Annotated in this window: 18 protein-coding genes; 11 read left to right on the top strand and 7 right to left on the bottom strand. The window is 41.3% G+C overall.

Translation table 11 applies throughout. From position 1 onward, the window contains the following. Window positions 1-8 precede the first annotated feature (8 nt). From B5D77_RS22800 to B5D77_RS26380, 5 genes are all read left to right on the top strand, one after another. Window positions 9-563, top strand: a complete 555-nt coding sequence (locus B5D77_RS22800) for a phycobiliprotein lyase (protein WP_008199137.1) — start codon at window positions 9-11, stop codon at window positions 561-563. A gap of 85 nt (window positions 564-648) precedes the next feature. Next, window positions 649-1,041 (top strand): MerR family transcriptional regulator, encoded by a 393-nt coding sequence (locus tag B5D77_RS22795; protein ID WP_008199134.1) that lies wholly within the window; start codon window positions 649-651, stop codon window positions 1,039-1,041. Between the two features lie 5 nt (window positions 1,042-1,046). Continuing rightward, window positions 1,047-2,267 (top strand): hypothetical protein, encoded by a 1,221-nt coding sequence (locus B5D77_RS22790; protein WP_008199132.1) that lies wholly within the window; start codon window positions 1,047-1,049, stop codon window positions 2,265-2,267. Further along, complete coding sequence (locus B5D77_RS22785; protein ID WP_008199130.1) at window positions 2,264-3,046, top strand: hypothetical protein; 783 nt, start codon at window positions 2,264-2,266, stop codon at window positions 3,044-3,046. Before B5D77_RS22790 ends, B5D77_RS22785 begins: the two co-directional genes overlap by 4 nt. Before the next feature lie 219 nt (window positions 3,047-3,265). After that, window positions 3,266-3,409, top strand: a complete 144-nt coding sequence (locus B5D77_RS26380) for an addiction module antidote protein (protein WP_039899673.1) — start codon at window positions 3,266-3,268, stop codon at window positions 3,407-3,409. 72 nt (window positions 3,410-3,481) lie between these two features. Here the strand turns inward: B5D77_RS26380 and B5D77_RS22780 are convergent, their stop codons facing one another. Continuing rightward, window positions 3,482-5,485 (bottom strand): primary-amine oxidase, encoded by a 2,004-nt coding sequence (locus B5D77_RS22780; protein WP_106909698.1) that lies wholly within the window; start codon window positions 5,483-5,485, stop codon window positions 3,482-3,484. A 179-nt stretch (window positions 5,486-5,664) separates the two neighbouring features. Between B5D77_RS22780 and B5D77_RS26375 the strand changes: the two genes are divergently transcribed. After that, window positions 5,665-5,802 (top strand): hypothetical protein, encoded by a 138-nt coding sequence (locus B5D77_RS26375; RefSeq protein ID WP_172969749.1) that lies wholly within the window; start codon window positions 5,665-5,667, stop codon window positions 5,800-5,802. A gap of 3 nt (window positions 5,803-5,805) precedes the next feature. On the opposite strand, the gene B5D77_RS22775 is transcribed toward B5D77_RS26375, so the two are convergent. Further along, window positions 5,806-6,456 carry a nitroreductase family protein gene (locus B5D77_RS22775; RefSeq protein ID WP_008199121.1) on the bottom strand — a complete coding sequence of 217 codons (651 nt, stop codon included), beginning with the start codon at window positions 6,454-6,456 and terminating at the stop codon, window positions 5,806-5,808. A gap of 206 nt (window positions 6,457-6,662) precedes the next feature. Here B5D77_RS22775 and B5D77_RS22770 point away from each other — a divergent pair, with 206 nt between their 5' ends. Next, on the top strand, window positions 6,663-8,087 hold the full coding sequence (locus tag B5D77_RS22770; RefSeq protein ID WP_008199119.1) for a PP2C family protein-serine/threonine phosphatase: 1,425 nt from the start codon (window positions 6,663-6,665) through the stop codon (window positions 8,085-8,087). Window positions 8,088-8,100: 13 nt separating this feature from the next. Here B5D77_RS22770 and B5D77_RS22765 read toward each other — a convergent pair whose 3' ends face one another. Next, window positions 8,101-9,342 (bottom strand): AmpG family muropeptide MFS transporter, encoded by a 1,242-nt coding sequence (locus tag B5D77_RS22765; protein ID WP_106909697.1) that lies wholly within the window; start codon window positions 9,340-9,342, stop codon window positions 8,101-8,103. A 308-nt stretch (window positions 9,343-9,650) separates the two neighbouring features. Here B5D77_RS22765 and B5D77_RS22760 point away from each other — a divergent pair, with 308 nt between their 5' ends. Both B5D77_RS22760 and B5D77_RS22755 read left to right on the top strand, forming a co-directional pair. Continuing rightward, entirely contained in the window at window positions 9,651-10,271 is a 621-nt protein-coding gene (locus tag B5D77_RS22760; RefSeq protein ID WP_008199116.1) for a GNAT family N-acetyltransferase, read from the top strand. A 375-nt stretch (window positions 10,272-10,646) separates the two neighbouring features. Further along, window positions 10,647-12,059, top strand: a complete 1,413-nt coding sequence (locus tag B5D77_RS22755) for an LCP family protein (RefSeq protein ID WP_008199103.1) — start codon at window positions 10,647-10,649, stop codon at window positions 12,057-12,059. Window positions 12,060-12,082: 23 nt separating this feature from the next. Here the strand turns inward: B5D77_RS22755 and B5D77_RS22750 are convergent, their stop codons facing one another. Next, on the bottom strand, window positions 12,083-12,766 hold the full coding sequence (locus B5D77_RS22750) for a Uma2 family endonuclease (protein WP_008199101.1): 684 nt from the start codon (window positions 12,764-12,766) through the stop codon (window positions 12,083-12,085). A 155-nt stretch (window positions 12,767-12,921) separates the two neighbouring features. On the opposite strand from B5D77_RS22750, the gene B5D77_RS22745 reads away from it, so the two are divergent. Both B5D77_RS22745 and B5D77_RS22740 read left to right on the top strand, forming a co-directional pair. Continuing rightward, window positions 12,922-13,563, top strand: a complete 642-nt coding sequence (locus tag B5D77_RS22745; protein ID WP_008199099.1) for a Uma2 family endonuclease — start codon at window positions 12,922-12,924, stop codon at window positions 13,561-13,563. A 198-nt stretch (window positions 13,564-13,761) separates the two neighbouring features. Then, window positions 13,762-14,265 (top strand): hydrogenase maturation protease, encoded by a 504-nt coding sequence (locus B5D77_RS22740; protein ID WP_008199097.1) that lies wholly within the window; start codon window positions 13,762-13,764, stop codon window positions 14,263-14,265. Here the strand turns inward: B5D77_RS22740 and B5D77_RS22735 are convergent. The 3 genes from B5D77_RS22735 to B5D77_RS22725 all read right to left on the bottom strand — a co-directional run bounded on the left by B5D77_RS22735 (window position 14,192) and on the right by B5D77_RS22725 (window position 18,507). Further along, window positions 14,192-15,874, bottom strand: coding sequence for a mechanosensitive ion channel family protein (locus B5D77_RS22735; RefSeq protein WP_106909696.1), 1,683 nt, complete (start codon window positions 15,872-15,874; stop codon window positions 14,192-14,194). The genes B5D77_RS22740 and B5D77_RS22735 overlap by 74 nt on opposite strands. A 3-nt stretch (window positions 15,875-15,877) precedes the next feature. Beyond that, complete coding sequence (locus tag B5D77_RS22730) at window positions 15,878-16,975, bottom strand: saccharopine dehydrogenase family protein (protein ID WP_106909695.1); 1,098 nt, start codon at window positions 16,973-16,975, stop codon at window positions 15,878-15,880. A gap of 89 nt (window positions 16,976-17,064) precedes the next feature. Beyond that, entirely contained in the window at window positions 17,065-18,507 is a 1,443-nt protein-coding gene (locus B5D77_RS22725; protein ID WP_008199092.1) for a sensor histidine kinase KdpD, read from the bottom strand. Window positions 18,508-19,118: the final 611 nt, after the last annotated feature.

Genomic DNA, 19,118 nt, shown 5'->3' with positions numbered 1-19,118 from the left:
TTAAATCTATGAATACCGAAGTTTTTCAGCAATTTTTTGCCTATTGTGTCGGTAGTTGGCAAACGGAAAGAACCTATCATTATCTAGCTGCTCAAGAAGTGGAACGTTCCCGTACTGAATTCTTCATTCAACCCCTGACTAGGGAGATCAAACAGAAAGTTCTCAGAGATAATAACTATGCTGATATTGCGGATTTAGAAAGTATCCCCGGGTTTAATTTGGGTTTTTATACCATCTCGGAAAAAGGGGAAGAAGTGCGACAAAATCTTAATCTTTTATTTGTGGTTAAAGCAGAAAATAATGGTTATTTAGAAGGAGATTATCTTCGCGATCGCGCCTACGAAGAAGCAAGACCAATTATCTCCGCTTTTCGCTTTGATTCCACTACCAGAGAGTTATTGATGACCACCAATTATACTCGCAGTGTTTCCGTGGATTCAATTACTTTAATTAATCCAGACCTGCGAATTCGCAAAATTATTAACTATCAACGTCCCCAGGAGGGAGAACCCTTAGAAAAAGTTCTCTTGGTCGGTTTTGGGGTTGAGTGTAAAGTCAGTTAAAAAAAATATTTCTTCTCCCCCCTTGATTCTCCAGTCAAGGGGAGATTTTATCATGGAGAAACCATAGGATTAAGGAGCAAAAATAATGCTCAAAATCGGTCAACTTTCCCTAGAAAGTGGTGTTTCAATTAAAACGATTCGTTATTACGAGGAATTAGGATTAATTCAGTCCCCTGAGAGGACAGAGGGACAATTTCGCCTATTTTCTCCCGATACTGTCCATCGCTTGCTATTTGTCAAGAGATTGCAATCCTTGGGTTTGAGTCTGCAACAGATCCGCGAATGTTTAGTGATTCATGACCAGGGTGAGTTACCCTGTGGAGATATTCAGGAAAAATTAATTAAACATATTGCTGAGATCGATCGACAAGTGGAACAATTGCTTTTATTGCGTCAACAATTAACCGAAACCCTGCAAGGATGGACGGATACACCAGCAAAAGACGATCAATTTATTTGCCCTAATCTCAAGGTTTAACTATCATGAAAAAGTTAATTTTATTGGTAACTGTAGCACTGATTTCTACTCCTGTCATTGCTCAACATTTACATACTCAGTCACCTCAAACTCAGACTTTACAAGCAATTCCTGACAATATACCAGCTTGGATGTATAACAAGCAACGTAATCATATTTATCCCCAAAGAGGGGTTTATAATAATGCCATTTATAATGTCAGAGATTTATCTTTAGACTTGAATGCGATCGCTGTTGGTCATGCCTTTGCCTACGAAGATATCGTAACAGGAAAAGCGAAAGATTTAGAAACTAAGACATACCAAAAAATTAATTGGGTTTTAAAAAATCCGCCTAAATTTATGCCCGACGAGGGCAATATTTCCCCAACTTTTGGCAGAAAATACGGCGTTTTAGAACAGGTCTTCGAGTGGGCGCATATTTTCCATGCTCAAACCGTTGATGTTTTAGCCAGCAGCAAATTAACTAATGATGAAAAAGAAGCAGAAATTGAAAAATTATATCAATTTTACTTGACAAAAGTTCCCTATGCTATTACCGGATTACCCATGAATATGGGCTATCTGGATTCCCAGCCCTATTCTAAAGCTTTTCGGCAGAAATATCCGAAAGTTAATGGCTTATTTTGGGGCTACCATTGGTTACAAGGAACAATGTATGACTTACTCTATGAAAAGACGCTAGAAGAACAAAAACAAGCTTATAAACAGGTGGGAAAACAATACCATAGTCAGGAATTGTATCGCACCGATCGAGCTTTTATGCCCATGTTTGCCGAACTTAGTCCCAAGTTTGCCCGACGCTTTCCCGCAATATCTAACACCTTTGATAACCTGCATATGTTGCACGATATGGTTAATGATATTCTGGCTTCCGATTGGCTAACTCCCCAACAAAAAGACGAACAAATTACCCGCGCTATTTGGTTAGTAATGGCTGCTAATCATCGGGAAATGGAAGCAGGAAAAAATTATGGTGGTGAAGGACTACACGATCATCGTTTTCAGTCAGGAATTCCGGGGATGGGATTAATGCCAGCAGATATTTCTCACGAAGGTCATAATCACGACAATCCTGATAATTCCGAGAAAAAACCTGATGATTCTCAAGTAGATGAGGGAGGAGATCACCAACACCATAACCACGAAAATCACTCTCCGGAAAACCCTCCTAATACGGAGAAAAAACCTGACGACAGCAATCATCAAGAGGAACCCAAAAAATGAGAAGATTTTTATTAATTGCTGTGAGTTTAGTCGTTAGTTTTACTAATCCAGTTTTTGCCAACGATCATAATAATCTGGATTCTGGTCGTCCCCTTTCTTTTGATGATGCTGAAAGTCTCGGTTTTGGGGAACAATCGATAGAATTTGGAGGAAGTCTAGTCTTTCCTGAAAATAGTAATCTCGGTGGTGAGTTTGATATTGAATACCTCAACGGTATTATTCGTAATGGTCATATTATTATCGGCATCGATCCGCAACTGGGAGGACGAGTTAATAGTGATGATACAGGTTTTGATCTGGGAAATTTATCTGTAGGTTTTTTCTATAATTTCAATCGTGAATACGATAATGTTCCCGCTTTTGCTATTCGTACTGATTTAGGATTACCGACGGGAAATAATTCTAGGGGATTAGATTTTCGTCTGCGGGGAATTGCCAGTAAAACTGTTGGTCAATTTGATCGCTTGCATCTTAATCTCAATTTAAACATAAAAACCGATCCCGATAACGGCGATCGCTCTTTTTTACCCGCTGCAATTCTCGGTTATTCGCGACCGATTGGTTATCCGAAACGTTTTGATCGCACTTTTTTAGCAGAATTGGGCGTAATTACCGGCGATAATAGTAATGGTGGCGTTTTAATTCGCACTGGTATGGGAATTCGTCAGCAAATTAATCGCCAAGGTGTGATCGATTGGGGTATCGAGGGAGATATTGCCACTAATGGCCATGATCAAAGTCAATTAAAGCTAAAAATTGGTTATTCTTTCGGATTTTAGCCTAGCAAACTGAAGATTAATCTTCAGGTTAGAAAATGCCATTATGACGATAGTTTTTTCTCTGGTAAAAATAGACCAAGGCATTATCTGGAAACAGTTTCGTGATTATTCCCCCAAGTGTTGCTCTGCAACACTTTCAATGGTTTTGTCCTTTGCTGAGATCAAACAGGTAATCTATTATAACATTTAATTGCCAAAAATAAAGAGAAGAAATAAGTTATGACAACTTTAACACTCCAAAAAATCGGTAATTCTATAGGAGGGATCTTACCGAAAGAGGTTTTATCTAGGATAACCAAATCGGCAAACGAGTACAGCATTTCCAGTTTCGATCCCGATTCTGAGGAAACCATTGCTTCTTGAGATTAGGATAACCCCTTTCCCTCCACTGCCAACATACAAGGATGCAGCCAGTAAGGCATTCCCCCAGATTGTTTAAGAATTCTCTAGGTTATTTTTCGGGACATTCAAAACAGGATTTTGGTCAAAGAAACCCCAAGACATAATCTTAAAACCTGCTGGATGTACGGTCATAATTGGCCATTCTTCAGGACGAGGAATATGGGTAACACCGTAGGTGTACCAGACGACTAAATCCTCATTTTCGAGAGATTCATTGTCAGCAGTATATTGCGGTAAACCTCGACCTTTTTTGCCTTGATTGGGATAATCTCCCGCTGCATAAAGTTCGTTCGCTTTGTAACGAGTTGCCCAAAAATGATGGGTAGCAAATTCACCCCGTTGACGAGAATCCGCTGGGAAATTGGGATAATAAATTGAATTGGCCGATGGCATTAACATATAACTTGTCGGCATTCCGAGGGAGTTTTTCTGATTATTATTCATTACCATCCAAGCGCGACTTTCAGCTAAATTCACATCACGAATTGCCTCGGATTCTTGCCGAAGATTTCTTTCTGACATAGTGAAGGCATTACCAAAGGGATTTTTTTCTGGTGATAAAGTAGAAACCTTCATTTCAGTAACAGAATTTTTCACCCCATCCACATCAAAATCGAGACGAAAATTTAAGAAGTGCTGATGATTAATTGCTTCCACATTTGCCGCTACTAATGTCCCAAATTTATCGCCATGATCATGAGAATTAGTGAGATCAGTAGTCGCTTTAGCTAACATAATTCCCGTTAAATCGCTGCGCTGTTCTAAAGTACCATCTTCGTGAAAAATCCAGTTAATTCCGTAGTCATAATTACCGATAGCAGCCACGGTATTAACCACTAATTGACGGGCGCGACGACCTTCAAAAGTTTCCGTGTTAAAATCATAATGTCGCCAGAGAATTCCCGCATCTTTTTCGTAAATACCGATGAGATTCTCCCCGAGATAAGGTTCCCCATTATCATCAGCAAATAAGGTATTTAACAAGACAGTATTTTCGGGAACATCATTACCTTTATCCAAGGGAGTAGATAACCAACCAAAACGATATTCTCCCACATCAAAAGCACTACGAACCGCCCATTCTCGCGAGGTATCGGAGTAGGGAACTAGCATTTCTGACAGTCCTCCACGATACAAAATCATTCTATCTTTACCTTTATCATTGTAGGTAACTAGATAAAGAACTAACCCCTCTCTTGGGTGCATGAGATAACGAAATTTCCAATTTTGCCAGCTAACTTCGTTACCCTTAATCTGAAAAGTTGTCCCCTGCGGTTGTTGAATTCTTAAAGGTTTTAGGGCTTTTTGAAGGGGTGAAAGGTTTTTTTCATCGTAATCAAAATTGGCTTTTGAGAAAGGTACAATCCCAGTATCTCGCACTTCAAATACTTGGCGATTATTTAAATCTACCGTCACTGACAAACCTTCGATCGGTGCGCCATAATAATTATTACGATCCTTGCCTTTATAGTAAGTAATCCCGCGAATTAAGCGCTTTCCCGATGCTTGTTCTTTCTCGCTCATCATCCCAGTAGCCCAACCGTCAATGATGACGTTTTCAAAGTCAGTAATCCCGCGTTTTTTCATAGCTTCTTGCCAACGAATATCAGCTTTAGCTACTTGATCAAGAATTTCGTATTCTTCATCTAACAATGGTGGTTGTCCCGTCGATACTTCTTGCCATGAGAGAATTTTACTCACTTTGGTATCGACAATAGCCTCATAGGTTTTATTCAGTCTGGGTTCCAGAATTACTAAAAAAGCTTGACGAGCAATAGCATCTCCTTTTTTAAAGTTTAAAACAGTTTGCTTATCGGGTTCTTGTAAAGAAATATTAGGAAATCTGGCGAACTCTGTCAGGGATTTGTCTTTTTTCACCACAGTTACCGCCATTTTAATCTCATTTTCTGTGAGGGGGTCGAGAGGATGGCTAATCCCTGGGGATTGGGCGAAAGTTTTCCCAAAAATTAAGATCACTCCACAGCTGATGACAAATAAAATCGTCAGTGGTCGCCACCATGAGTATTTTTTCATCATAGAAATCCCTTGATAAGGCTAAAAGATGGTCAATCCTAGACATGATAATCTGGGATGTGATAATTAACCTTATATCTTTTCAAAAAATTAAGATCGATGTCGGCAGTATTAGCGCAGCTTGATGCAGATTAAATTGTTAATTTTGCCACAATACAAGGCGTTGCTGAATCAAGCTATGAATGCCAACCGTGCCATCCTATCTAAAAGTTAGTTTGCCAGAAGCTTCCTATCTCAAATCAGCAACGCCAACCCCTGCCAACCGAAACCGATGGCAACTCCTCAACTACCGGCCAAAACAGCGATCGAAACGAGAATAGAGTTTAGACTTGATAGGGATTACCCAAGCGATCCACAAAAACATTGTAATCTAAGGGTAAACGCCCCGGATTAAGCCGCGGTTCCGCTGCGTAACCGATGGGAACGACAACAGCGATCGCCAGATGGGGATGATCGGCAGCACCAATGACAGCTTTTACCTTGTCCTCGATCCAACCGTTGAGAAAACAACTAGATAAACCGAGACTTTCGGCAGCTAAAACCAGATGAGTAGCGGCAATAATGGCATCCTTAATCGCGTATTCCCGGGTTTTTTCGCCTAAAGCCTTTTGAAATCCCGGGATTGCCTGTTTAAAATATTTTACCGTGCCTTCGCTCCAGGCACCTGTACTGAGAGCCTGTTCATAGATAGGAGTTAGATCTCCTCCTCCTGCGGCAGCATCGGCAGCGAAAACAAAAGTAACCGGCGCTTGGATAATTTGCTTTTGTCCCCAAGCGGCCTCGGCTAAAGCGGCCTTTTGTGCCTCATCTTGTACTAAAATAATTCGCCAATCTTGGATGTTGAAACTACTAGGTGCAGCAACGGTTAATTCTACCAGGGTTTTCAGCAGTTCCGGAGCGATCGGATCGGTGGTAAAATTTTTAATAGAACGACGTTGATTAATCGCCGTGGGAACATCGAGAGGCAAGGTCATAAAGTCAATGGATCAAGTTAAATACTTCTAATTATTATAAGGTCAAGCTATCAGCCTCAGTCTTAGGTGTGAAAAAACAGAAATAGTAAAACATCAGGGTTAAATTGTGGCAGTCAGGAAAAGATCGACTATACTGTTAAACTTAAACAGGTCATAACCCAATGACCATCTAGCTATAATCATGTCACCGCCACAAAGATCATTTTATGCTTTCTGAGCCGGAACCGAGGGACACCCTCACCACTCCCACCGTCAATACAGGCCCTGCAAGTGCCGATATCAAGCCAATTTTAGCCTTAAAAGAGTTGGTGGCCAGTTTATATCGGGAACAAAACAAAGTTCAAAATCTCCTAAGTTCCCTCGGTTTTGCCCTGCGGAGTTTCAATAATTTAAACCAATTCCTCGATCTCACTCCCTTGATGGCCGCACGAGTGGCGGATGCGGAGGGAGGGGCGTTGATTTTGAGCAAAAATAACGGTCAAGTGGCCCTCGATCAACTGCATTGCCAAGATAATCAAATTAATGGGGAACTACGCCGACAATTAGAGGCAATTATCCGACAATTAAACCAAGAACCGGCACTTGAGAATAAAAATAATCGATCGCTTCTCGACAGTCTCGACCATAAAATCCGGCAAACTCTCGGACAGGGTACGCAGGTTTATAGTACGCCTGTTTTGGTAAAAAATAGTGAGCGGGGACGTTTATACGTTTTCAGTCGTGATCCCGATTATGGTTGGACACCCACCCGTCGTAAACTGCTGCAGCTAGTGGCCGATCAAACGGCGGTGGCTATAGCTAATAATGAATTAACGATCGAATTACGGGCTAAGGAACGTCAGGATCGAGAGTTAGAAATCGCTTCCGAAATCCAAAATCGTCTTTTACCCCGGCAATGTCCGAAAATTCAGGGGGTAGAATTGGCAGCCCACTGCAAAACAGCCAATCGCGTTGGTGGCGATTATTATGATTTTATCCCCTGCAACTACGATCAATTTAAACCAGCAACGGAGGCGGAAATGGAAGCTAGTACCGCCCCTTGGAGTATAGTCATCGGTGATGTCATGGGTAAAGGTGTCCCGGCAGGATTATTGATGACCATGACCCGGGGAATGTTGCGAGCGGAAGTGTTAAATCGCCACTCCCCGGCCCAGATTTTGCGTCATCTCAATCGGGTTATGTATGCCGATCTCGATAATTCTCATCGTTTCGTGACATTATTTTATTCCGAGTATGATCCCCTGACGCGCCGTCTTGGCTACAGTAATGCTGCCCATTATCCCACCCTCTGGTGGCGGGCCAAAACGGGAGATTTAGAGTCTCTCGACACGGAAGGGACATTAGTTGGTTTAGAGGCCGATTCTATCTATGACGATGCCCAAGTGCAATTAGAAGCAGGAGATACGCTGATCTATTATACCGATGGCTTTACCGATGCAGTTAACTCGAAAGGGGAAAGATTTGATCAGAAAAATTGGCTATCGGCAGTTAAAGAAGCCTGTCAACAGTACACCGATCCCGAACAAATTCTCGAATATTTATTCGGGAAAGTTGCCGCTTTTACCGGTTTAGGAAATGACAGTAGTGACGATATGACTTTAGTAGTTATGCGAGTGAAATCGGAGGAATAAATCATCAATTAGCTCAATTCTCCTCTTGCCAAGGAGCAAATAAAGGCAATAAAGCTAACCCAGGTAAAGCAGCAATTACCGTGATTAAAAAGAACCACTGCCAACCGATCGCTGCAGCTAAAACTCCGGCGGGAGCCACCAAAATATCGCGACTAAAAGCCATTAAACTCGATAAAAGGGCGTACTGAGTAGCGATAAAACGAGCATTACAAAGACTCATTAAAAAAGCCACAAAAGCGGCAGTGACTAAGCCACCACAGAAGTTTTCAATATTAATAGCTAAGACCATAAAAGGATAATTTTGCCCTAAATTTGCTAAAATAAAATAGGCCAAATTACTAATAGCTTGCAAGCCGCCAAAAATCCAGAGCGATCGATTAATTCCCCAACGACTTAACAGGAAACCACCTAATAAAACTCCCACCATAGTTGCTATCATGCCCATGCCGCCTTGAATCGCCCCGATATCGGTTTGACTGAAACCAGTTTTTAAGAGAAAAGGAGTCACCATATTATTAACTAAAGCATCCCCTAAACGATAGAGAACAATAAAGGCGAGAATGCCGATTCCTTGACCGAATCGATAGCGTTGAAAAAACTCTTGGAAAGGCAACCAAACCGCCTCTAAAAGGGTTTGGGGAGTATCATCTCTAGGGGGAGTAGCTGGGGCGAAAAAAGACCAAATAATTGTTAAAGCCATCAATCCGGCTAGGAAGAGATAGACGAGGGGCCAGGGAAAGTGATCGGCTAAAATTAAAGCGATCGAACCAATTAAAATTAAAGCCAAACGATAACCTAAAAACCCGATCGCCACCCCAGCACCCATCTCCCATTTTTCTAAAATATCTGTGCGATAGGCATCGTAGGCAATATCTTGGCTGGCACTAAAAAAAGCGATCAGTAGGGCATTAATTGCCAATAATTCCAAAGATTGTTTTGGTTGTTGAAAAGCCATGCAACCAATCGCTAAAGTTAAACAAATTTGAGCGATGAAAATCCAACCGCGACGACGACCAAGCAGCGGGGGAACATAGCGATCAAGTAAGGGAGACCAAAGAAATTTGAGAGAGTAGGGGAGGGTGACTAAACTAAATAAACCGATCGATTTCAGATCAACTCCTTCGGTGGTCATCCAAGCTTGCAGGGTGCGACTGGTGAGCAACAAGGGCAATCCGGAAGCAAAACCTAAGAATAACAAAGCCGCCATTTTTTGACTGCGGAACACTTGCAAATAAGCGGAAATTTCTTTGATCATGGAGGGGGGATAGGAGGATAGATTAGATTAAAGAATATAGTTAATTGACCCAAAAAGAAAGAGATTAGTTCTGACCAGCATCATCCCCTCTTAACCATTGCCCGGCGATCAAAAAAAATTACCGAAAAATAGCGGTCTTTCCCCCAACTGGGGCTATAGGCAGTAGAATGGATGAGATTTTGATTCAGTAGTCTTGAAAAATTGCGGTATTCTCCTTAAGATAGATGCTTGATTCTCCCAACTAGCTCCCACCCCTATTTACCTTTCCCGGATAAGGACTGCCATCCCCACCTTCCCCGCCGACTCCTGTGATTAAAGTGGACTCCTGTTTTATCTCATACCTATTGTCTAATCCCTCCGACTCGGAAGCGACCGGTGACAATGCCGCCATTACCGTCGAGGTGCGTTTGGCCCAAAGCCAAGATCTCAAAAGCTTGGCGGAAATTCTCACCGATAGTTTTTTCCCCACGGCCAATTATTGGTCTTTTCTGCGTCCTATCTTTAAATTAGGCATTTACGAGGACTTACGGGGACGATTGCGCGCCGATACCCCTTACTATCACTGTCTGGTAGTCAGTCAAACCAGCGTCACCGTCACGGGTCCTCAGGAAATTATTGTCGCTACGGCGGAAATCAGCTTAAAATCCAGTTCTTTTTTAGCCGTTCCCATTCCTTATATTTCTAATTTAGCCGTTAGTCCCGATCGCCGGCGTGCCGGTCTGGCCCGGAGATTGCTGCTCAAGTGTGAACAGATCGCTAGAGAATGGGGTTTTGAGGAACTTTCCCTCCATGTTCTCGATAATAACCTAGCGGCCCGGTCACTGTACTTAAGTAGCGGTTATCGTCTCCAAAAAACCGACGGTTGGTTGATTAATTGGTTATTTAATCGACCACAAAAGTTATTTCTGCACAAAAAAATCAGCCAATGAGGAGATAGGAGACTCCCAGACTCCGAGACAGGTTTTAGGTGTTGGGGGTTGGGGTTTTGGGGTTTTGGGGTTTTAGTTCAATTTCCCCACTTCCCCACACCCCACTTCCCCCATTCATAATTCATAATTCATAATTCATAATTCATAATTCCCACTTCCCCACACCCCACACCCCACCAGCAAACCCTAGTATAGATATTTCTGCAAAATTGCGATGCAGAACAACGATAAGGAAAAATTCTGCTATATTATCTGCTAACTCTCTAAAAAACCCAATTAGTTTAATAATCTTTTCCGGGTATCTGAGAAAAAAAATAGTTCATCCCTTTAAAATATGGTTTGAGGGAGATATTTAGTGATTGTGTGAGGCAATTTGTGGTTAACAAGACGAAATCAAGGCTTAAAAGCGGAAAATCAGGGAAATTAGCAGCTAAACCTGTGAAAAAGCGGCGATTGTCCCGTAAATGGTTCCTGACAGCCCTAGGCTTAACCGGCTGCGCCCTAGTTTCCGCCACGGCGGGGGCGATGTTGGCCGTGTCTCTCTCCTCCACACCTTTGCGACAAGCTGCCCTTAGTCCCGAAGAAGCGGCCGCCTTTAACAATCAGCAGGCCATATCCTATGAAAATCTGCAACTTCCCGCCCTCAACCGTCCCGTTAATATTCTGGTAGTCGGCGCGAAAGTGTTGACATCCGATGTCAAGGAGACAAAAAGCCCAGATCTGGGTTATCATGCCCCGGTTAATTCCTTAGAGGGTTTAACCGATACCATGCTGTTACTGCGTTTTGACCCCCAAAGACAGAAGTTAACTATGCTTTCCATCCCCCGGGATACCCGCACCGATATCGAGGGTTACGGGGAGAAAAAAATCAATGAAGCTAACGCCCTTGGCGGACCTGCTTTAACGGCGGAAACGGTTAGTCATCTTTTAGACGGAGTCGCTATCGATCGCTATATTCGCATTAATGTGCAGGGTGTGGAAAAATTAATTGATGCTTTGGGGGGGGTGACGGTATATGTTCCCAAAGACATGAAGTACAAAGATTTTAGTCAACACCTCTACATTGACCTGAAAAAAGGGGAACAACACCTTAACGGTGAGAAATTCCTCCAGTTTGCCCGTTTTCGTTACGATGCTAACGGCGATATCGGTCGTATCCAACGACAACAGCAATTAATGCGGTCTTTAGTAGAACAAACTCTAAAACCAGCAACTTTACTGAAAATTCCCGATATTATCGAGGTTATCCGTACCCATATCGATACTAATCTCAGTTTAGAGGAGTTACTCGCCCTAGCCGGCTTTGCCTCCAAAACTGAGCGCGCTGATGTGCAAATGCTACTGCTACCCGGAGACTTTAATGGTGATGGTCGGCAAGGGATCAGTTATTGGTTGCCCAATCAAAGTAAAATTCAAGAGCTAGTGGCTCAACATTTTAACCACGGCTTTTTTATGGCTGACATCGAGGAAAACAGGCAACCGACTCGCATAGCTGTGGAAGATAGCATCGATAATCCAGAAGCGGTGCAAGCTCTAGTTAGATATCTGCGCTCCTTTGGTTATGAAAATGTTTTTGTCTCTAAGTCTTCATCGCCAATTCTAGAAACTACCAAAATTATTGCTCAAAAAGGGGATGATTCCCTGGCTGCTGCCCTGCATAATAGCCTTGGTGTCGGGGAAGTTTTGGTGGAAAGTACGGGTAATCTCGCTTCTGATGTGACGATTAAAATCGGTCAAGATTGGCAAGAAAAATCAACTAATCTTTCTGAGCCATCCCCAGGCAACTAACAAAAAAATCAAGTTTGTCTGGGTTATTTATTAGCCAAAGTTTGACAAAACTCTTGGTGTTCTTGACTAGCTATTCCTTGCTTTAACACCTCCAAAACTTCGGCTAAATTACCCGATAATAAAGCATTTTTATCCAGCCATAATCCAGGGAATATTTGAGAGCAAAAAATGTTATTTTGATTTGATTCTAGGGGTAAATATTCTCCATCAGTTAAGCGAAAACAGTCCAATTCTTGGTCATCTACTCGCCAGATAATATACTCTTGCACTCCCTGGCGACGATAAACTTTGAGTTTTTCGTGTAAATCGTAGGAAGCAGTAGAGGCGGCAATTTCCACGATTAATTCCGGCGCGCCTTCTACATAATCATCTTCACTAATGCTTGATTGTCCACCGGTTTCTATTCTTAATAAAGCATCTGGTTGTGGTTGATTCTCCCCATCCAGTCGCACAGTAGTATTATCCAGTGTTTCTACTCCAGGTGTCGCCACTTCGTAAGCAGTTAACCAACCGATAATATTAGCGTGGGGTTTACCGTGCTTTTTGGCTCTCACCGCGGCTGCCATATAAACAACTCCTGCGATTAATTCAGCTTTTTTTAGCGGCGTCATTGCTTGATAACGGCGCTCGAATTCGGGACGAGTTAATCTATCACCATTTTCGAGAGGGGGAATAATATTAGAGGAAACTGTGTTAGTCGATACCATAATTTTTGGCTCATCAAGAAACTACTATCAACGCTTAAGTTTTTTTAGCAGACTCAGTTAATTTATCGATTAGGTTAAGCTTTGTATCGAGAGCATCGAAGATATCCTATACTTATTTTACAGCGTTTCTGATCATTTACCTGGAACCTTGCGCCATGTTTGCCTTAGTTTCACTAGATAAAATCGAGCTACCGGTGGGATCCTTAGTGAGATTACCTGCCACTTGGCTAGATTATCAAACTTTGTCTCGGCAAAGGGGCGACAATTCTCAGCCTAAAATCAAATATCACAATGGAGAAGTCTTGCTTATGTCTCCACTTCCTAAGCATGGACGTGATGCCCATTTAATTGCTAATATTATCATCACCTTATTGGATTATCTGGGGCGTGAGTACGAGGCTTTTACTCCCGTAACCATGGAATTACCAGAAACAAGTGGTATTGAACCAGATTATAGTTTTTATATTGACCATTGGCCGGCTATAGCAGGGAAAGCCAGAATTGACTGGGTAAATGATCCTCCTCCCGATTTAGTATTAGAAATTGATGTCACCAGTTACTCGAATGTGGATGACTATCTGCCTTATCAAGTGCCTGAAATTTGGTTGTATCGTCAGAAAACTCTCTATATTTATTGGCTAGAGAATCAAGAGTATATCCCTCGCCATCAAAGTCAATATTTTCCTAACTTTAACCTACAAAATCTAGTTTCTTTCTGTGGAGAAATTGCCGACAATCGCAATAGTAGTATGGCAATTCGTCAACTAAAACAACATCTCGAAGATTTTTATAAGTAGGGAGGCACAATTATTTGTAGGATGGGTTAGCGGTAGCGTAACATGAGCGGGCGTTGGGTTTCATGCTTCAACCCAACCTACGTTCATCTTATATTTAATTCCACCCACCTACTTAGTATTTAAACTAATTTTTCCCGCTGACAGCGTCTTTCATGGCAACGAAGTAAATCCTCCCACTCCTGTCTCCTCTATTTAACCATGAATAATTTTAAAATACTGCTCATCGGTTACGGTAATACTTTAAGAAATGATGACGGAGTGGGAGTGAGAATAGCCGAAATTATCGCCGAGGAGAATTTGCCTAATGTGCAAGTCATCGCTACCCATCAATTGACTCCTGAGTTAGCAGCCGATATAGCTGATGCTTCCCTAGTTATTTTTGTTGATGCGGTATTATCTAATCAAACCGATATCCGGATAGAAAAATTAGCGGCAGTTACCGAATGGAATAATTTCGGTCATGCAGAAAGTCCCGCTTCTTTATTAGCATTAACTCAAGCAATTTATCAACAAACTCCCAGGACCTGGGGAATATTTATTCCTGCTATTAATTGTGAATTTGGTGAAGAATTATCAACAATAACTCAAAAGGGCTTGACAAAAGCGATTAAAGCTATTAAGAAAATTATTACTTCTGAGAATTTGACTGAATACCAAAAGCAGGACTTTGATAATCTTCCGGCAGATAATTTTCAGGAATAGTGCTGTGATTGCCATCCCGGAGAGCCTTGTAGTGAGGAGACATAATTTCGATGCCAACTTCGTTACATTTATCCTGAATATTTTGATGTAATTCAGAATAAATATACACCATTTTGCTAGGATGATCAGTGTAGGCATTTAGCTGATAGCTGACATAAAAATCATCGAGACTGGTTTGCAAGACAAAAGGAGCAGGTTCTGAGACAATAAATTTAGTGGCTAAGGCTGCTTCTTTCAGGGTTGCGTGAACTTTACGCCAAGGTAAATCATAACCAAGAGTGACCGTGGTTTGCAAAATTAAAGGCTGTTTAAATTCCCGTTGAGAAACGCTAAAGTTAATCACATTGGTGTTTAACAGCGATGAATTAGGAATCGTGATAATTCTATTAGCTGGTGTGCGAATACGGGTGACTAATAATCCTTTTTCAATCACATCTCCAATAACATCACCAATAGAAATTTTATCTCCTAGTTGAAAAGAGCGGGTATAGATGAGGATAATTCCCCCCACCACGTTAGCGATAGCAGAGGTGGAACCCAAGGAAAATAGTACCCCTAAAAATACCGACACCCCCTGAAAAGCAGGAGAATTAAATCCGGGTAGATAGGGAAAAGCGATGACTATAGCTAAGGCAATTATCAGCAGTGACAGTAGATTATAGGTTGGTTTTGCCCAATCGGGATAGAAACCATTAATTACTAAATTTTCTCTTTCCAATCCAGTGAAAAATGGTTTAATTGCTCTCAACAGATAGTGAGTTATAAAAACAATTATCAGTATAATAAAAATATTGGGTAAATATTTTGCTATCTCTTGGGAAATAACTTCCAAAGCACTAAAAAAGTATTGCAGAAAACCATCACCAAATTTTCTAGTCCAGGGAAAAAGACGAAGGACAAAAGTTAAATAAAAATAGAGAATAGTTAAAATAATTAGAGTTCGGATAAATTGCAAAACTCTTAGGGAAAAAATTCCTATTGTCTGGGAACTAATAATCTCAAAATTTTGGAATACGACCCCAGGAACTAGGGAGGTGATTAATCTCTGAATCTGGGGAAAAACCCGCGAAGATATAAAAATTATTACCCAGAAAATTAAGACCGTGGCCAAGGTAGCACTTACCGTCAAAACTGCATCTTTGAAGAGGTTATCTGGTTGACGTTCTTGACGATAACGGACAATGGCTGCTTTCATCTTTGCCAAAGCTCGTTCGGCCAATACTTCTTGACTGACCGCGTGTAATTTGGCATCTCTAGAAGTAATAGTAGCAATAACCGTATCTCCCAAAATAATCGAAGGGTTTTTGTCTTCAGGATCAATTTTTATAGTTAAATCTTCAGGAGAAAGAGCATCGTCATCGGCAATTTTTTCAATTCTGTCTGTAATCGATTTCGCTCTTTCTTGCGCTGAAAAAGAACCTATTCCTTGCCGAATCGTAAAAAGTTCTTGATTATCAAGCATGACGGGAAAAACTTCTCCCAAAGTTTCCAGGGGTGTTTCCTGTCCCTGTTTAGCAGGATTATTCTGGGCTGCTATCATGAAGATAGGGGATAAAGTCAGTAACAAAACTAAACAAAACAGTCCTAGGTAACGCCAGATTTTTTTCATCTTCTAAGCCACAATTGTACAGGAGCGATCGAGTTTAATACCTCTTTTTTTCATCGTAGCATGGAATAGTTCTGTGGATAGCACCTGTTCCACCGGATAAATCCCGGCTTTTTCGAGTTTTGCCGCTAAGATTAATTCTGCCACGCTGCCAGTTCCCCAGCCAGCTGCTTGAGCAGTGTTCTCGTGAACCATAGTCGCTTGATAAACTGCTTTTTGCTGCCCTTGCCATCCGGCCACTTTGGCTAACATTGCTACCCCAATTCCCGAAAATTTATCGGTTACTTCTGTCATGCGATAACTAACTTGGGAAAAAAACTCGATTCCCCGAGAACTTTCTACCCAAGCATCGGGGAAGATATGGGCAGTAATCCAAGTTAAATGATTATAAAAATCGGGAATAGAACCAAATTTTGTGATCACATTTTGCACCTGAAAAGATTCGGCGAAAGTATAGGTTTCTGGCATATCAAACCAATAAACACCAGTTTTACCCAAAGGAGCGGGAAAGTCAATTACTTCTCTAGCAGTATAGGGTTCAATCTCTTGCCATCGTCCCTCAATCCAAGCTAAAAAAGGCTTTTTTAAACCGAGAAAAGTTGTCCGCATTACGGTTAATCCCGCACCTCCGGAACCGGCTACGGCATAATTTAAACGGATCGTTTCTACCCTATCTAACTGTTCGACTCCCTCCCGCACTATACTATTAGAAATACCCGGGAAAATTCCCGTATTAACCACGGCAGTTATTCCCGCTTTTATCGCTAATTCTCGATAGGGGATTAACTTTTGATAAAAAGAACGATGATCACTAACATCAATATAATTGACTTTTTCTTCGATGCAAATTTTTACTACCCTGCCATCGCGATAATGAAAGGGACCAGCACAATGAATGACTAAATCACTGTTTTTAATTGCCTGTCTAAGCTTGTCTATTTCTTCTAAATCTAAAGCTAAAAACTGCATTCTTGGCAGTAATTTAATCGCTTTTTCCCTGCGTCCTGTGATAATAATTTTAGCTGCAGTATGATTAATAATATCTAGGGCGACACTTTGACCAATGCGACCAGTGCCACCTAAAATTAAAACAGTTTTTTCCATGGCAACTATTAATAATGTTTGCCCTAGTATAGCATCCTTTTGGCAAGTTTCCCTATTTTTCAAGATGAAAATTTTAGAATAATCCCAACTTATTTAATGCGTCCTAGGGGCAAGAAAATGGTTAAAATCTCGCCTTCTTCGGGTTTTTGACGCACAATAAACTTACCTCCCAAAGCTTGAAAAAGGTTTTTAGTTACCTTCATATTCAGGCTTAAACTACCCGTTTCTGGTTGAAACATTAAAACTTTTCCCAAAGCTTTGAAAGTAAGATTAGGCGATTTTACCTGAGTTTGGAACTGCATTTTTAATTGATTTCCTGCCGTTGATATATGTACCTGCAACAGGCCACCACTAGCCATACTGCGAGTACATTTTTCCACGACTCCATTTAACATTTGATCCAATAAATTCGGGTCACTAATTACCGAAGGCAATTTTTTCGGTACATTAACTTCTAAATTGACATTGCGCCGTTTAGCTTGTTTTTGCCACCGGGGAATACTATCTTGAAAGACTTTTTCTAGAGCAATTGGAATTAATTGAATCGGTTTATCTCCCAGAGGATTAATCCCCAATTCTGCAGCTCGGAAAATTAATTCCATGCGCTGAATTTGTTCACTACATTCTAAATCGATTGTTTCTAAATATTTTTCCACATCTTCCGTTATTTTTGCCCGTTTTAATAATAATCGGGTAATGGTGCGAATGGTGGTTAAAGGGGTGCGAATTTCGTGGGTTAAAGCTCGCAATAACTCCAAATCACAACCCGATTCTAAATTAGAATTATCTTCCTTTGGGGGAGTGATTTCGGCATTGATAGGCGATTTCGTTTTTTTCGGGTCTAAATTGGACTGGTTGGGTAAATTTTGCAGTAATTGGCGGCTAAATTGGCTAACTAGACGATAATCCGGCGAGGGACTGCCATTAGCTTTGATAATTGCCTCTAAAGTCCCGATTTGCGGATAACGCAGATTAACTAATCGTTGCCGCAACTGCTGCCAGGCTTGCTGAGTGAGGACGGGATCAAAGGAAAATTGAAAAGAGGACAAACCCCACTGATCCTCGCCTAAAACCAGCAAAAGAGCGAAACTTTCACTAAAAACTAGACAAAATCTTTCATTAGCAATCGGATCCGTTGGCAAGAGAGGCAATTCATGAATCTCCGTCGGGGAAACATCGGCGGCGGATTTTTCCTGAGAAGGCAATTGAAAACCCGGCCATTGTAAATGTTTTAAAGCTTTAACAGTAAAAACACCAAATTCAAAACCCGTTAGAGCCTTGCTTTCTCTGACTAAAGCCGTCGGACCGGAGAGAATTAAACCCCGACCGGCAGCAGCATTATTTTGGTTTTGTAATAAGATATTTTCTAAGGATGCGATCGCTGCAAACCATTCACTTTCCGCTTTCAGTTGCGAGCGCTTGAGCCATTCCGATAAATTAGGATAAAAAGCATTCGGGGTGAAAGTTTCCCGGTCCTGATGGTCAGTTGGCGGGAAAATATCGCTTAATTTCGGTAAAGACCCCTTTAACATCGTCTTCATCACTGACTAGATACAAATTCCTTACCTAGAATAGTACCCCCGTCAATGCTCATCCCATAACGGTAAAACCGAACTCTATTGGCAGTGATATCCGCGTTTTGATAACAGTTATCTTAATGGTGAGGTACAAAGTTTTGCTTTTGGGGAGTCGGTAGTCGATAGCAAATTAGGTTACACTTCATCTTGATCGGAAAAACTGTCAATCGGTTTAATGATTTGTAATATAGGTTAGTGTAGTTGATCACCTATGCCAGTTGTGGGGTTCGTGCCTCAATTCAACCTCGATAAGTCTGATATTTAATTACACCTCCCCACTTATGTATTTTTTTGTTACATTTAAGTATTTTTTTTGCTTATCTATGGTTATCATCGAATAACTTAAAAGTGTTACCCAATTATTTCCCTAACCAACCGATCTTTAATCCCAAAACCTTTTGCCTTGGCATTAGGTCAATGGCAGGAGTCATCGGGTCTTGGAGGGACTAACACAAATTATGAGACTCGACAAACTTTTGAACTTAGGAGAAATTAGTTATTCAAACCAATCCTTTCTCAGATTATTTCTAGTCATTTCTTGTCTTTTTCTCTTTTATTACCTATAA

Source organism: Microcystis sp. MC19, assembly GCF_003019735.1.
In the GTDB taxonomy this organism is placed as follows: Bacteria; Cyanobacteriota; Cyanobacteriia; order Cyanobacteriales; family Microcystaceae; genus Microcystis.
This window is presented reverse-complemented; position numbering and strand designations above follow the sequence as displayed.